Source organism: Candidatus Halocynthiibacter alkanivorans, assembly GCF_003333265.1.
In the GTDB taxonomy this organism is placed as follows: Bacteria; Pseudomonadota; Alphaproteobacteria; order Rhodobacterales; family Rhodobacteraceae; genus Halocyntiibacter_A; species Halocyntiibacter_A alkanivorans.
Genome location: NZ_QOLB01000048.1, coordinates 1 through 14175, shown reverse-complemented (window position 1 = coordinate 14175; position 14175 = coordinate 1). Strand labels below are relative to the sequence as shown.

The window sequence follows — 14175 nt, the reverse complement described above, 5'->3', positions numbered from 1 at the left end:
GGAGCGAGCGTAATCCCAATGAGGCCACGACCCGCGTGTCGATCAACAGGCCGGATACATATGAGCGACTTCCGAGAACATGTGAAAAATCATTTGCGAACAGTAGCCGGTACATACAAAAGGGCCGTTCTTGACAATTAGGTTAGAGGAAAGTGGTCCGATTGCTGCACCAAACACATTGCGACGAGAAGGGCGGATTGCCGACGTTCGCTGCGCGTCGCACCAATGCCTGCTGTGCGGACAGTGCTGCCGTTCGCCTCGCCCGCCCCGGTAATCGCTACCTGCGCATTGCCGACGCTTCGTCGGTTCTCGGAAATGTCCGCTTTCCCCGGCGTTCAGTTGGCAGCAAGTCTCTGGCGATTTGCCATTCAAAACCCTGCTTGTCGTGCAAGGCGCGCCCCTATCTCGCCAGCAGAGACCTACGCACAAGTGTCGTTCGGAAGAACCCGGGCCGACAGTTCACGCCGAGTTCTCACATATTCAGAAATTTTCGACGGAACCTTGAGCGCCGTCCGTATATGTAACTTGAGAGAGCATCAAAGGGATAAAGATACATGACTAAATCTCAAAGGCTTGGCTATTGTGGTGGCGTTGCACTGGTAATCGCCTCAGCCTTGCGCGCCGAGTTTGTGCTCGCGGGCGCGCCACAGGTGCCAACCGAAGCCCCCTACATCGTCCTGAGCTAAAACCACGATGAACCCAACGGCTATGGCTTCTGCAGCGATACCTATGGCCGCGGCCAAACCGACCTTGCCCAGACGCATACCTGCAAACCGTCAAATGAAGGTAGGATGGCCGGTTCGAGAGACAATGACACACGCTTTATGTACAATCCGGAGACCGGGCAGATTGCCTCCTATGTCTTCGACGGCATCTGTATGCAGGCCCTTATTGCGCAGGAACGCACGGAATTTGCCCTGCTTGAGTGCAGCGACCACCCGCGTCAGAAGTTCGTGTATGACAGCGCGGATCAGACGCTTCGGCTGGATGAGGATCAGACGCGCTGCATCACGGTGGAGTCAGAAACCGCACGGGCTGGCCCGTGGGTCAAACGGCAACTGCCGCTGGAAACCTGTGATGAAGTCGACGCGTCACTCAAACAGTGGACGGTCGTGGCTGAGTAGACTTCGGGCACGCATAGCCACAAGACCCAACTTCGAGTGTGAACATCCAACCGAAATAATCGGATGTCCACCAAGTCGGCATTCTACCAGCTCGTCTAGCCAGCAGCATCCGACACTATGGCCTCAGAGCGGACCTTCGCTGCGCACCGCTTTAACGCCTGCTGAGCGGACTTTGCCGCCATTCATCAGTTGGAAGCTAATGGCAGCTAAGCGCAGATCGCTTTGCTGCCTGAGCGACTGATTATGCAAAGTCTGCGGATTTCGCAGAACCAGCGAACAACTTTCAGAAGGCGCTTGTCAATCAATGGAACTGCGGACGGCCCATGTCTGATAGGCAGCAAGATCAACGGCGCAGGGTTCGAGCGATAGAACCTTGATCTGGTTGGTGGGGCCGCGACCAGAGCGGGTAGCTTCTCCAACGGTAAAACACATCTCCGGCGCGGACGCGGGCGTGATCGTGCCCTCGCCCGAGAATGCGAAAGATTGAGCATCGCCGCTATCGCAAACCGCTAAGTCAATCGAGGTTCCTGCATCAACCGAAGATATCTGGACGCAGACGTCGAATTCCGGCATGTAAAGTACGCCCTCGGCGAACTTGTTGGTTTCGAAAGTCTGATCAACGCCGAGCGCACCGCCAGGGCTGTAGCACGTGTGCCCCTGCAGCCCATCGTCCGGGTTCGCCCGGGCGCCTTTTGCGCCAGCAATATCAAGGCAATAGCCGCTCTGGTTATTCTCGAGCATGTCAGAGAGATAGATTTCGACATCTTCAGCCAGCGCGGTTTTTGCAAAAGCCAGCATGAGGACCAAGGCAGATAGGCTAGTGAGAGTTTTCGACATGGGAGGTCTTTCAGTGTTTGGAGATGTAATAAATAGACTCGAGCTGCGGTGACAACTCCATCCATTAACGCCTAAGCGACGATATTCCGTCGCCGCATTCGAAACTCTTTTTGCGCGAGCAGACCTTCGCCGCATCGCAAAGCAAATTGCACTTTGGGCTCTGGCCGGACATTCGCTGCGATCCAAACGAGTGTCCGCAACGGGCCGTTCTTGACAGTTATGGCAGAGGGACGTGGTCCGGTTGCTGCACCAGGACATTCGGGCGCGAAGGGCGGAAATCGGTCATTCGCTGCGATCTGAACGAACGCCCGCTAAGCGGACGGAGCGGCCATTCGCATGTGGCCTCCCATGGGCACTTCAACGGTGATACGGGTGGGCACATGCGCTTTGCATCATGCTGACCAATTCGAAGGCGAGTGCTTCATCATTTAGACCATGTTTTCTGAGATAGGCCGCCTGCACCCAATAAGATTCACTCTCGAGAAGGCCGAGACAAGTCGCGGGCGCCTTCACTCCAGTCTCCAATTGAGAAGCGTGGACGAATTCGTGCACCAAATAGCTGCGACCAAGCAGTTTGGTGATATCAACATTGGGGCTGAGCAGAATCTCGGCGCTTGCTGGTATGAACGCGGCCATTGGTTCCTCGCCGTGAGCTGATGCTTTTGCAAACAGTGATCTGAGGACAAAATCCGGTGTCACACTTACTGTCGGACAACTGCGAAGCGGTGGATAGCCGGTTTCCTCAGAAACGAAGTCCAGGAGATCCTCAAACCCGGCACAGCCTGTCGGAATCACCGATGAATTTGCGTTCGCAGGTTGAAACTGAATGGTTGCTGACAAAAGTCCCAGAGCAACCAGCGATATGATTGATTTTGTAATATTCACGACGAGCACTCCTGCTTTTTTGATATCTGAGTTTTCTGACGTCAATAATTCAGAAACTCCGTTACCAGCGCGTCACGCCCGTCGCTGGTAATGTTATTTCTGCGTTACAAATCACATCGCGAACTTCGACGACCAGATAGGTGTGCTAGAGTTGAACTGATCGGTCATTCCGGGAGGAGATTGTGACGCAGCTTTTTCTGAAATTGCTTGGTGGATTCGAGGCACGCGCTGGCGCATCGGCAGTAGTACCGGAATTTCCACGCAAAAAGGCGACAGCTCTACTCGCTGTTTTGGCATCGCCTGTCGGTCGAGGGCGGTCTCGAGACGAGTTGTGTGGTCTTCTTTGGGGCAACTTCGCCGACGAACAGGCGCGAGACAGTCTTCGTCAGACTCTGTTCGTCATGCGGAAAATGATCCCCGACAACGTGGGGCCTTTTGCCAGTGGCGATACTCTGGTTCTCGATGCAGAACATATTGCGACCGATGTTGGTAGTTTTGAGGCAGCGGCGGCGAACGCCTCTACCGACGGTCTGGAGCGAGCCTTCGAGCTCTACACTGGCGAGTTTCTTCAAGGCTTCGCTCTTCGAGAAGATGAATTTGAAAGTTGGCTTTCAGCAGAACGTAGGCGCCTGGAAAATCTCGCGCTTTCGGTTATGGGACGCCTTCTCATGCACTATCGCCGCGCTTCGCGGCATGATGCGGCCATCCAGGTCGCCGGCCGGGCGCTCGACATCGACCCGCTTCAGGAAGACCTCCACCGGACACTAATACAATGCTACGTCGCGGTGGGCCGTAACGGCCAAGCCCGCCAGCAATACCAGAAATGTGCAGAGCTTCTCGAACGTGAGCTCGGCATCGTTCCATCGTTGGAGACTCAGAAGGCGTGTGAACTCGGCCCCGCACGAGATTTACACAACAAAGTGTCGAGACACGAAACTTCGGTTAGCCGAAAGGCAACGCAGCGGATCAGATTCTGCAAGGCGTTTGACGGTGTGCAGATTGCCTACGCCACTGCTGGCCAGGGCCCGCCACTGGTCAAGGCTCCCCATTGGTTAACGCATCTTGATTGTGAGTGGGATAGCCCTGTTTGGCGGCACTTTCTGGAAGAATTCTCTAGTAACCGAACTCTGATACGTTTTGACCAGCGGGGAAATGGCCTTTCCGACTGGAATGTCGAAGACATTTCCTTCGAGGCGTTTGTCCGGGACCTTGAAGCAGTGGTTGACGCGGCCGGGCTGGATCGATTTTCGTTGATTGGCATGTCCCAAGGCTGCCCAATTTCGATTGCCTATACTGCTCTGAATCCGGACCGGGTCAGCCGCCTTATACTCCACGGTGGGATCATCAAGGGGCAAGCAAAACGCGGCCTGGTGGACGAAGAGGAATCGGAAGCACTACACACACTGATGAAGATTGGCTGGGGGAGGGACAATCCCAGTCTGAGGCAGATGTACACCACCAATCTTATTCCCGGTGGAACGAAGGAGCAGATGGATTGGTACAATGAATTGATGCGAATTAGCACGTCTCCGGAAAACGCGCCACGACTAAGACACGCATTCAGTATGATGGATGTGACGCCGCTCCTCTCTCAGGTGAAGGTACCGACTCTAATCCTTCGCTCGCGCAACGACGCTATCGCCCCAATTGAGGACAGCCAAATATTGGCGGCTGAAATTCAGGGCTCTCGGTTTGTTTCGCTGGAAAGCGACAATCACATACTGCTCGAACAGGAGCCGGCCTGGCCTCTGTTCGTTGAGCAAGTTCAGGAATTTCTTGGACACGATCAACCCAATGATATGTCAAAAACCAACATTGTGGTCGACGCACTTGATTGAATTACCCGCTAGCAAAACCGGCCTTTGTTCTGTGTCATTCACTTTACCGAATGGCGGGATTTGATGCGTCCACAGAGATTGTGCGGTTTCGTGCTGTAACTGTTGTTAACTGTTCCGGGAACAGAAGCTATCTAACAATTGCGACCTCTTACCTGCGCTGCATCCATCCAACTTTGTGCAACAGCTTGGCCAAGAGCGCGAGATAGTGACCGTTCAAACTTCGGCATCCGGCGCTGGCCAATGTGGTTTTCCATCAGCCAGGTATCCAAGCGTTCAACCAGGATCTCGTCGTTGGTCAGTGAGACCTCGCAGCCGATATCAATCATCGCTTCGCGCAAGCGCACCTGCCGCATTTTGACCGCGCGTTCGTCGTTGCTGGCTTCTCGCGCCACGCGTTTGGTCAAAGCATCCAGAGCGACTTCTATCACTACCGAATGTCCGAGAACCTGCTTTCCGTTGACGGTGTATATCGACCAGCCATGCAGCGGACTAACGCACCGCGCCTGCAGGTCTTGCCATGCGGCCAGATCAACGCGCAGCAACTTGGCCAGCATGCCGTCATTGCCCGGCAGGCTGCCGACTGGGTTTTGCTTGCGAGCGATGAATAGAGGTTCAGGGCCGCCCCCTGCACGTCCAGTGGCGCCGTCAGGCACAACTCGCTGTTCCGCCAGTGACCAAGCCAGAACATAGTGAAATAGTCCGATGTTAGCCGCGCATCGACCAGTTCCACCAGGTACTCTGGGATCGCGGTAACATCGACCACATCAAAAGTCTGCCGTGCGTTCATCCTTCCCTCCTGCTCTGCGCCGCTTCCCGGCGTGCTTTGTACCAATCAGAGGAAAGACCAGACACGAAGTTGCGCCCGTCGCGAGACATTGCCCGCAGATCCAGATTGCCTGTTGCTGGTTCATACTTGCCCAAAGGCCGCAGCCTCGATGCGATCAACCGCTATTTTGGTACATTGCGTTATGTCTGCGGATATGGAGTTGCCTTGGGCAATCCCCAGGCGCTTCAGGTGAAGACAATCCTCGGGGAAATCAAATTTCCACGTTCAGCCCCCAGGAGTGTTGTGATCCCCCGCGGCGATGTGCGCAAGATCGTTGACGCAGCCGATGCGGCCGGCGCCGCTGACTTCGCTTTGGGAATTCTCCTGCAGTTTGAATTTGGGTTAAGGCCAGTCGATATTCGCGGAAATTGGCTGGCGATCGGGCAGAACGATGCTGCGATGGGTGGCATTGTCCGAAACGGCACAAGGTGGCAGGACGGGCTGACATGGGACATGGTTGCCGAAGACTATACCGGCTTCAGCAAAGTCATTTCCAAAACTGCGAAGTCCATACCGGAACCGCAGCACTTCGACCTGTCGCACAACGCGGAGATCAGATCCCGCCTCAGATTACCTGGCAATTGCGGCCGCGTGGGCCCGGTTATTCGCAGCCGGCACTATATCCACCCGTCAGCTTCCCCGGACGAATATCTCAAGCTCAGTATGGAGCCGAGTTTGCCATATACGGACAGTGGATGGCGGCAAGCCTGGAACCGGTATCGGGACGCCGCATGGCTTTCCAAGGAATTCCGGGTTTCAGATCTTCGCGCCAGCGCCATTACCGAGGCGAAGAACCTGGGCGCCACAACAGAAACACTGCGAGATATTGCAGTTCATATGTCCAGCAAAACCACGGAGCGCTATATGAGAGATCGCAGCGACAACGCCAATAAGGTCGTCAAACTGCGGAGCGCTAAATAATCCCGACTCGGGCCTTTGGATCAAAAACAGAACACCCTTGATCCGACTTGATCCGACACTCACCAGGTTTTCGGCTAAGTCGTTGTTTTAATGGTACCACCACCCCGGCTCGAACGGGGGACCTCTTGATCCACAATCAAGCGCTCTAACCTACTGAGCTATGGCGGCACAGGGGGGGATTTACATCCCACATCTGGCAATTGCAAGGGCTACAATAGCAGAAAGCTGCGGAATTTTCCATTGGCCAGCCTGCAATGTGATCGTGGCAGGCGCCGGCCTTGCCATAAGGGCCGGATAAGGCTACCCAAGCCGGTGAAAACAGCAACCGGAGAGCTTTGATGGGTATCAACAGCGAAAGCGACATTTCCGCCAATATTCAGATCGGCCCGACCACGCTTGGCATGGTGCGGATCTATATCGAAGGCGAAGGCATTGAGCTGCCAATGGATTTCGATCCTGAAGAAGCCGAAGAGATCGCCGAAGACATCAAAGCCGCCGCCGCACAGGCGCGTCAGATGGGCAGCAAAAAAGGCGGCAAACGCTGAGATAACCAGCAAAGCCGTCCCCGCCTGCCCCCACGCCGCACCCGCGCCGGGGTGGGCCTTGGGGGCAGACGCCATGCGCTGCGCCCCGGCGACTCAGCGCGCCGGCGCCACTTGCGCCCCTGGTCAGCGGGCAACCGGACCACCACAGAGGCGCTCTCAACCGAACGTCCTGACTCCCCGGCCTATACGCCATTACGCAAGGCCCCCGGACCGGTCGCAGCCCCGGAGCAAACGGCGCACCTGCCCCCAAGGATCAACCGAACGTCCCGCCTTCCGGACAAATACGTTTGCACCGGTGGCCCCGGCCGGCAACAGCGCAGTGTTCCGCGCCGCCAGGCTCCACGACCGACGGTCCACCGGCCCGATAATACGCTACGCCTGCGGTCCCCAACGGGCCTCACGCCGGGCGCCTGCCCCCAGAATCAACCGAACGCCCCGCCTCCCGGTCAAATACGTTTGCACCGGTGGCTCCGGCCGGCAACAGCGCCGGGTTCCGTGCGCCCCCCAAGTCGCCACGATTAAACGCCCTGCTACCGGGACAAATACGTTTGTACCGACGGCCCCTGCCGGCCACAGCCACAGGTTCCGCGTCCCCAGGGCCCCGACCGGTGAGCCGCCACTGCCCGGGGAATTACGCCTGCGCCTGCGGTCCCCAGCTGGCCTCAACCCCGGGATCGCGCAGGCCCTGCAGCCGTCGCGCCGCATCCCGCGCAAATTTCAACGTCATCTTTTTGCGCCGCGCCGGCGCCAGTTTTGCCTCCGGCCCCATACGGATCACCTCACCACCATATGCGTCGGCAATGATCAGCCCGCAGCCCTCAGGCAGCAGATCGGTGGGAAAATCCTCATCCACCGCCCAGAAAAACCGGTCGCCCCATTCCAGATAGCCCTGCCATTTCTGGTCCGAATTAAAATCGGCGCGGCTGGATTTGCACTCCACAATCCACAGCTCGCCTTTTGGCCCCAGTGCAAACACATCCATGCGCAGCCCCCGCGCAGGCACAAATTCCTCAACAGAGGCAAAATCCAGGCTGCTCAGCAACCGGCACACGCCGCGCGCCAGCACCTGGCCGGGCTGCATATCAGTCAGATCCATCATCGCACCAGTCTAGACCGAAACACGAACAGGTCGCAAGCCCCTGCCCCTGCCACCGTCACCGCCGCCTCCGAAAATCCCCGGGGATCCCGCCCGACTTGACATGATACCGTTTGGTATCGCATAAAAGAAATACCAAACGGTATCACTTCAAGAGGCCCCGATGTCCCAACCCCAGTTCAAAGCGCTCGCAGACCCCACCCGGCGCGACATCCTGCGTCTGCTCAGCCAGCAGGAGATGACCATTGCCCAGGTCTGTGATCACTTCACCATGACCCGTGCGGCGGTGAAAAAACATCTCTCCGTGCTGGAAGCGGGCGGGCTGATTTCCAGCCATGCCCGGGGCCGCGAATGTCTGAACCGGTTTGAACCGGCAGGTTTTGCCCCGGTCCGCGACTGGATTGGTTTTTTCGACCAGTTCTGGGACCACCACCTGTCAGCGCTGAACTCCGCAATTGAAAAGGACCAATCCGATGACCCTGACCGCGACCAAAACAAAGACTGAGATCCTGATCGAAAAGAAACTGCATCTGGCGGCGCCAAAGTCGCGGGTGTTTGATCACCTGACCCGGGCCGATCTGCTGGCCAGCTGGTTTCACCGCGCCGAGGCGGATCTGGTACAGGGGCAACCGTTCAGGCTGCTGGGCTCTGAAAGCCAGGATCCGATCTGCTGGGGCGAGGTGCTGGAAATCCGCGCGCCGGATTATATGAAATGGAGCTTTACCGTGGCGCCGGCCGAGGGGCAGATGTCGACGGTGGAATGGTGGCTGTCTGACACGCCCGGTGGCACGTTGCTGGTGCTGCGTCACAGCGGCCTGCCCCAGGCGGCCGAAGCCCTCGGTCTGACCCGGGCGCTCGACAAAGGCTGGCACGGCTTTCTCAATACGCTCATTGCGCTGTGTGAGGGCTGACAATACGGGATGCACTCATCAGCACAATCTGCCCTGGCCCCCGGTCCGGCACGCGCGCGACAAAGGCTGGCATGGTTTCCTCAACACGCTCATTGCGCTGTGTGAGGGCTGACAATACGGGATGCACTCATCAGCACAATCTGCCCTGGCCCCGGCCTGGCACGCGCGCGACAAAAGCTGGCATGGTTTCCTCAACACGCTCGTCGCGCCGTGTGAGCGCCGCACATTCATCAGCACACCCTGCCCTGGCGCATATTGCACACAGGTTGCGGTCAGGCTGCGCCCGACCAGCCCCCCTGTGCGCAACACTGCTGTGGCGCAGTGCAAAGGCCATACGCTACGCTCGCGCTGCCGGCCTGACACGCCGCCTGTGCACCCTGCCCGGCCCATGATCGCCCCCCGATCCGACCGTTGCAAAGAATTCATTTCGCCTGATCCCTTGCCCTTCGCCGCTGAAGCGCCTATTTCAGTCTTCGGCGGGTGCTGTCCTTCTCGTAAACAGCAGGTGACAACTCCAGCGGCCTTAAGCATCTCCAAGGGAGCTGGCTCTGTTCGGATCGTGGTCCGTTTACCTGGCGCCCACCTGTACATACAGGTCCTCAGGAGTAGCTTCACCTCTACGGTTGCGTACGGGCCCGCCACTTTATTTTCTGCAGATTTTGCGCCGCAGGGCCACAATCGGCCGCCGCGCGCCGCCGCCCGGCCCATTCGGGCCCCTGCGGCCCAAAGCCATCAACGCCGCGCCTCTCTGGTGGCATCAGGACCAGGTGCGCGCAGCGCAGGACCGCGCTGCGCGCATCTCCCACCCGCCTGACAGCTCCGTTCCCTGCCGCACCACCTCGCGCCCCCGGTGATCTGCGCGCCCTGCCTGCCGCCCCATGTGGGGTGACCAGCCTCTGACCGCTCAATACGCCGCCCAATCCGCGCCCCGGCGAAAACGATAGCGTGAAAGCGCCACACCATCAGCCGCGCCAGCGCGCGGGCGGCCTCAGAACAGGTCCATTCCCTGCCCCGGCAGATGCGCCAGCCCACAGGCGGCCTCAGGACAGGTCCGTTCCTTGCTCTACCCGATGCCCCACCCGCAGCCACAGCTCCCGGTCCATCCCCCTTCGCTCAGCGCGCCACCCTCGCCCGTGGCGCCACAGCCGCCTTGCGGCGCGCCGCATCATTGCTGATCTGCCCCCAGAGCGCTGCGTCCGCCCCCTGCCAGCGCTCAAAGGCCGCCACCATCACCAGCCCGGCAGCGCGTGCATCTTCCAGCGCGTTGTGGTGGGCGAATTCGATGCCCAGCGCCTCTGAGATCGCCTTTAACCCATAGCCCCGCTTGCGCCGTTCCTCCCAGACCGCGCGCACCACCCGGGCGGAATCATACCAGGCCCAGGTCGGCTCAGGCACGCCCACATCCTCTGAGGCTTTGCGGATCGCCACCATGTCAAACGGCATATGGGAGACAATACGGGCCTCGTCACGCACAAAGGCGGCCAGCATCTCAAGCGCATCTTCCAGCAAAGGCTCCGCCGCCACGTCCGTCGCGCGAATGCCATGCAGCCAACTGTTGGAAAAACTGCATTGCGGATTGCACAGGGTATAGAACTCGGCGTCAACCTCGCCGCCGCGAAACCGCACCGCGCCGATGGAACAGATACTGCCCTGATGGCCATTGGCCGTTTCCACATCCAAAACGATGAAATCCATAGTGCGCCCCTGTCGGTGTATTGCTGTCGGTGTGCTGCGGTCTGTGCGACGTCTGCCCAAAGTTGCCGTGATCCTGGACGCGACAGGCCGCAGGTTCAACCGGCAAATCCCCCCGGAGCAGGTGGTGGTGCCGCAAAGGCATCAAGCTGGCAAACCGCAGAAAAATAATCGCTGTGTCCGCAAATCGCGTTGGTCAGCTGTGACGCGTTCAGCTGACAGGTCAAGGTCCTGACCCTGGATTTTTCTGGCCCGGCACCGCCGGGCCGCGCCTGACCTTCCCCCCGGGAAGGCGCTTCACGCCTCCCCAAGATCAGGCGCGGCCCGGTTGCAGGACCACAGTGCGGTGCTCTGCGCCCGGCCATTCGTTTTGCGGACCCGTCCGGGTGAATTGGAAATTAAATCAAAATCTGCGACGGAACGTGCCCGCTGCTGCGTTTAGCCTTTGTAAGCCCGGGCAATCAGCCTTCCGGCCTCAGCCACATCCCGCTGAGACCAGCCCCCACTGGCTACAGCCACCCGGGTTTACCTTCCACGCCGGATCCCGGCACCGTGGCGTCCCACGGGCAAATGATCCGCCACTCACTGCGAACGAAAAGGGCGGCCCCTGTGGTCGCCCTTTTTTTACCAATACAGCCCCAAAACCAAAAAGACCGCCCCAAAGGACGGCCTTTTTAATCTGAGTGCACAGAAGGGCTTAAAACTCTTCCGGCTGCGCCTCGCGCGCCATATGATCCAGCACCGCGTTGACAAATTTGCTTTCTTTGCCCTCGGGGTAAAAGGCAGTTGCGACCTGGACATACTCCACGATCACCACTTTGGCCGGGGTCTTTTTCATCAGAAATTCCGCACCGGCAGCGCGGAACAACGCCCGCAGCGTCGGGTCAATGCGCGAGATCGGCCATTTCGCCACCAGAGCGCGGTCGGTCATCTGGTCGATCGGCTTCTGGCTGTTCACCGCATCCTCAGTAATGGCGTGAAACAGATCGGCATTGGGTTCGATCATTTCATTGCCATCTATCGGCACGCCAAAACGGTGGTTGTAAAACTCGGTGCGCACCTTGTCGACGGTCTGACCGGCGGCTTCCATCTGAAACAGAGCCTGCACCGCAAAAAGCCGGGCGGAGGATTTCTTCTGACGCTTGTCTGGTTTCTGTTCGCTCATGCGCTGGTCGTGCTTTCTGTGCTGCTGGCCTGGCGGATCTTGCCGGCGGTGAAGCCGATGTCTTTGCCACTTGCGCCCCATTTGCGCGACAATGCCAGCAAATGCAAGGCCGCAGCCGCCGCGCCGCCACCTTTGTTTTGCCCGGTGGCCTCGGCACGCACCTCGGCCTGGGGTCGGTTTTCCACTGTCAGGATGCCATTGCCAATGCAAAGCCCGTCCAGCCCCATCAGTTGCAACGCCCGTGAACTGTCGTTGCAGACAGTGTCATAATGGGTGGTTTCGCCGCGGATGATACAGCCCAGCGCCACATAAGCATCATAGTCTGCCAGCCGGTCGGCCAGCTTGATCGCGGTCGGCACTTCCAGTGCGCCGGGCACGTCGACCAGATCATGGGTTGCGCCGCACTCTTCAATGACGCCGCGCGCGCCTTGGATCAGCTGATCGGCAATATCCCGGTAATAGGGCGCCACCACGATCAGCACTTTCGCCGGGCGGTCGAGCTTTGGTAAAGGCAGGGTGTAATGCTGTTCATTGGCCGCCATATCAGGACTCCTTGGTGATCGGACGGGTGCCGGTGATCTCAAGATCCCAGGCCTCCAGACCCAGATAACGGGTCGCAGGTGAATTGGTCAAAAGTTCAATCTGATTCAGGCCCAGCGTCGACATGATCTGGGCACCAAGACCGGTTTTCTTGATGGTGCGCGGCCCGTCTTCATCCGCATCCAGAGCCAGCTTGGGTTTGGGTTCACGGAACAGCACCACCACGCCGCGCCCCTCACGCGCAATGGCCTTCATCGCATCGGGCAACAGATCGGCCGGGCTTGGCCCCAGGCCCAGCACATCTTCCAATGCGCCCAGCGCATGGGCGCGCACCAGAACCGGCGTGTCCGTCGTGATGTTGCCCTTAATCAGCGCCACATGTTCGGTGCCAGTGGTGGTATCGGTAAAGATGCGCATGTCCCAGTCGCCGCCATGCTCTGACGTCACCTGACGCGCTTCGGTCTGGCGCACCAGGTTGTCATGGCGCTGACGATAGGCAATCAGATCGCTGATGGTGCCGATTTTCATATCGTGTTCGCCCGCCAGCGCCACCAATTCCGGCAGCCGCGCCATAGTGCCGTCTTCTTTCATGATCTCACAGATCACGCCTGAGGGGTGCAGCCCCGCCAGCCGGCTCACATCCACCGCCGCTTCGGTATGACCAGCACGCACCAGCACCCCGCCATTGCGCGCCCGCAGCGGAAACACATGGCCCGGGGTGGCAATATCGGCCTCGGTATGCGCCGGATCAATTGCCGCCGCCACGGTCAGGGCACGGTCGCCAGCGGAGATGCCGGTGGTGACGCCTTCGCGCGCCTCAATTGAGACGGTGAACGCGGTCTCATGCCGGCTGGAATTGTGCATCGCCATCATTGGCAGCCCCAGCTCATCAACCCGCTCCGCCGTGATCGGCATACAGATCAGCCCGCGGCCATGCACCGCCATGAAGTTGATCGCTTCCGGGGTGGCGAACTGCGCCGGCACCACAAAGTCGCCCTCGTTCTCGCGGTCCTCATGATCCACCAGAATATAGATCCGGCCCTGACGTGCCTCTTCAATGATCTCTTCAATCGGAGAAATTGCATCGCGCAAGCCCGCTTCCACGGGACCGGGGGTATCATAGGACATCGGGACTCACCTCGGGTAAATTCAGGTCGCCGATATTTACCTGACAGGCGGCGAAATGGCTAGGGGGCGCGGCGTGCGGCAAACACAACCTGACTGCGCAAAGATGCACAGCAGCGCGCCGTTATCACCGCCCAAACAAGCCCGCCCTTGCCGAGCTTCTCCACGAGCGCGGCAAATCCAGGTTTCGCCTTCGAAAAAGTTGCTTTTGGGCGCTGCTGCCAGCGACGCATCCCCCCCGATTGCAATCACCACCCACTTGCACGGCAAAGCCGTGCAGCATCCCCTCCGCCCATGGGGAGGGGGCTTATGCGCCATGCTGTCAGGATGGTTGATAATATACGAACAATCCGCACGCCCGGTCTCTGAATGCGCAGACACCCGGTCGAAATCACCGGCAAGCAGACGTTCCCCCGGCGTTCCCGGTTTTGCACAACCCAGACCCCCAATTGTGCAATTTTCACATAAGTGCGCTGCCCTTCCGCCGGTGTGAGCACAACGGACGGGGTCTTCAGATCTGAACCGCAGCAAGAGCCACCAAAACAAGCGCCCGCGCGGTTAACGAACCGGCTTACTGATACTCGGCCAGACGCGCCACATAGCGCGCCAGCGTATCGATCTCCAGATTGATCCGGTCGCCAACAGTGGCATCGCCCCAGGTGGTCACCTC

Annotated in this window: 15 protein-coding genes, 1 tRNA gene and 1 pseudogene; 7 read left to right on the top strand and 10 right to left on the bottom strand. The window is 58.9% G+C overall.

Going from position 1 to position 14175, the window contains the following annotated elements; all coding sequences use genetic code 11:
* Nucleotides 1-554 precede the first annotated feature (554 nt).
* Complete coding sequence (locus DWA01_RS23805; RefSeq protein ID WP_268807702.1) at nt 555-686, top strand: hypothetical protein; 132 nt, start codon at nt 555-557, stop codon at nt 684-686.
* A gap of 105 nt (nt 687-791) precedes the next feature.
* Nucleotides 792-1124 carry a hypothetical protein gene (locus DWA01_RS04410; RefSeq protein WP_336469994.1) on the top strand — a complete coding sequence of 111 codons (333 nt, stop codon included), beginning with the start codon at nt 792-794 and terminating at the stop codon, nt 1122-1124.
* A 297-nt stretch (nt 1125-1421) separates the two neighbouring features.
* Here DWA01_RS04410 and DWA01_RS04405 read toward each other — a convergent pair whose 3' ends face one another.
* Nucleotides 1422-1961, bottom strand: coding sequence for an RICIN domain-containing protein (locus DWA01_RS04405; protein WP_114284524.1), 540 nt, complete (start codon nt 1959-1961; stop codon nt 1422-1424).
* 357 nt (nt 1962-2318) lie between these two features.
* On the bottom strand, nt 2319-2846 hold the full coding sequence (locus tag DWA01_RS04400; RefSeq protein WP_114284523.1) for a hypothetical protein: 528 nt from the start codon (nt 2844-2846) through the stop codon (nt 2319-2321).
* 182 nt (nt 2847-3028) lie between these two features.
* Between DWA01_RS04400 and DWA01_RS04395 the strand changes: the two genes are divergently transcribed.
* Nucleotides 3029-4684: a bifunctional AfsR/SARP family transcriptional regulator/alpha/beta hydrolase gene (locus tag DWA01_RS04395; RefSeq protein ID WP_114284521.1), complete on the top strand. Its 1656-nt coding sequence runs from the start codon at nt 3029-3031 to the stop codon at nt 4682-4684.
* A 131-nt stretch (nt 4685-4815) separates the two neighbouring features.
* Here DWA01_RS04395 and DWA01_RS04390 read toward each other — a convergent pair whose 3' ends face one another.
* The gene (locus DWA01_RS04390; RefSeq protein WP_136057660.1) at nt 4816-5337 is read right to left on the bottom strand and encodes a hypothetical protein; all 522 of its coding nucleotides are present in this window, start codon (nt 5335-5337) and stop codon (nt 4816-4818) included.
* A gap of 239 nt (nt 5338-5576) precedes the next feature.
* Here DWA01_RS04390 and DWA01_RS04385 point away from each other — a divergent pair, with 239 nt between their 5' ends.
* Nucleotides 5577-6431 carry a hypothetical protein gene (locus DWA01_RS04385; protein WP_136057659.1) on the top strand — a complete coding sequence of 285 codons (855 nt, stop codon included), beginning with the start codon at nt 5577-5579 and terminating at the stop codon, nt 6429-6431.
* A 91-nt stretch (nt 6432-6522) separates the two neighbouring features.
* Here DWA01_RS04385 and DWA01_RS04380 read toward each other — a convergent pair.
* Nucleotides 6523-6599 (bottom strand) — tRNA-His (locus DWA01_RS04380).
* A gap of 170 nt (nt 6600-6769) precedes the next feature.
* On the opposite strand from DWA01_RS04380, the gene DWA01_RS04375 reads away from it, so the two are divergent.
* Entirely contained in the window at nt 6770-6976 is a 207-nt protein-coding gene (locus DWA01_RS04375; protein WP_114284516.1) for a DUF6324 family protein, read from the top strand.
* Nucleotides 6977-7607: 631 nt separating this feature from the next.
* On the opposite strand, the gene DWA01_RS04370 is transcribed toward DWA01_RS04375, so the two are convergent.
* Nucleotides 7608-8072, bottom strand: a complete 465-nt coding sequence (locus tag DWA01_RS04370) for an MmcB family DNA repair protein (RefSeq protein ID WP_114284525.1) — start codon at nt 8070-8072, stop codon at nt 7608-7610.
* 163 nt (nt 8073-8235) lie between these two features.
* Here DWA01_RS04370 and DWA01_RS04365 point away from each other — a divergent pair, with 163 nt between their 5' ends.
* Both DWA01_RS04365 and DWA01_RS04360 read left to right on the top strand, forming a co-directional pair.
* The gene (locus DWA01_RS04365) at nt 8236-8577 is read left to right on the top strand and encodes an ArsR/SmtB family transcription factor (protein ID WP_114284514.1); all 342 of its coding nucleotides are present in this window, start codon (nt 8236-8238) and stop codon (nt 8575-8577) included.
* The gene (locus DWA01_RS04360) at nt 8546-8983 is read left to right on the top strand and encodes an SRPBCC family protein (protein WP_114284512.1); all 438 of its coding nucleotides are present in this window, start codon (nt 8546-8548) and stop codon (nt 8981-8983) included. Before DWA01_RS04365 ends, DWA01_RS04360 begins: the two co-directional genes overlap by 32 nt.
* A 1113-nt stretch (nt 8984-10096) precedes the next feature.
* Here DWA01_RS04360 and DWA01_RS04350 read toward each other — a convergent pair.
* The 5 genes and pseudogenes from DWA01_RS04350 to DWA01_RS04325 form a co-directional block, all read right to left on the bottom strand.
* A complete protein-coding gene (locus DWA01_RS04350) occupies nt 10097-10678 on the bottom strand; it encodes an exonuclease domain-containing protein (protein ID WP_114284508.1) in 582 nt (193 codons plus the stop codon).
* Between the two features lie 694 nt (nt 10679-11372).
* Nucleotides 11373-11840, bottom strand: coding sequence for a transcription antitermination factor NusB (gene nusB, locus DWA01_RS04340; RefSeq protein ID WP_114284505.1), 468 nt, complete (start codon nt 11838-11840; stop codon nt 11373-11375).
* On the bottom strand, nt 11837-12382 hold the full coding sequence (locus DWA01_RS04335; RefSeq protein ID WP_114284503.1) for a 6,7-dimethyl-8-ribityllumazine synthase: 546 nt from the start codon (nt 12380-12382) through the stop codon (nt 11837-11839). The genes nusB and DWA01_RS04335 overlap by 4 nt, the downstream gene beginning before the upstream one ends.
* Nucleotide 12383: 1 nt before the next feature.
* Entirely contained in the window at nt 12384-13508 is a 1125-nt protein-coding gene (gene ribB / locus DWA01_RS04330) for a 3,4-dihydroxy-2-butanone-4-phosphate synthase (protein WP_114284501.1), read from the bottom strand.
* A 568-nt stretch (nt 13509-14076) separates the two neighbouring features.
* Nucleotides 14077-14175: pseudogene (locus DWA01_RS04325) on the bottom strand (riboflavin synthase); the annotation flags it as partial.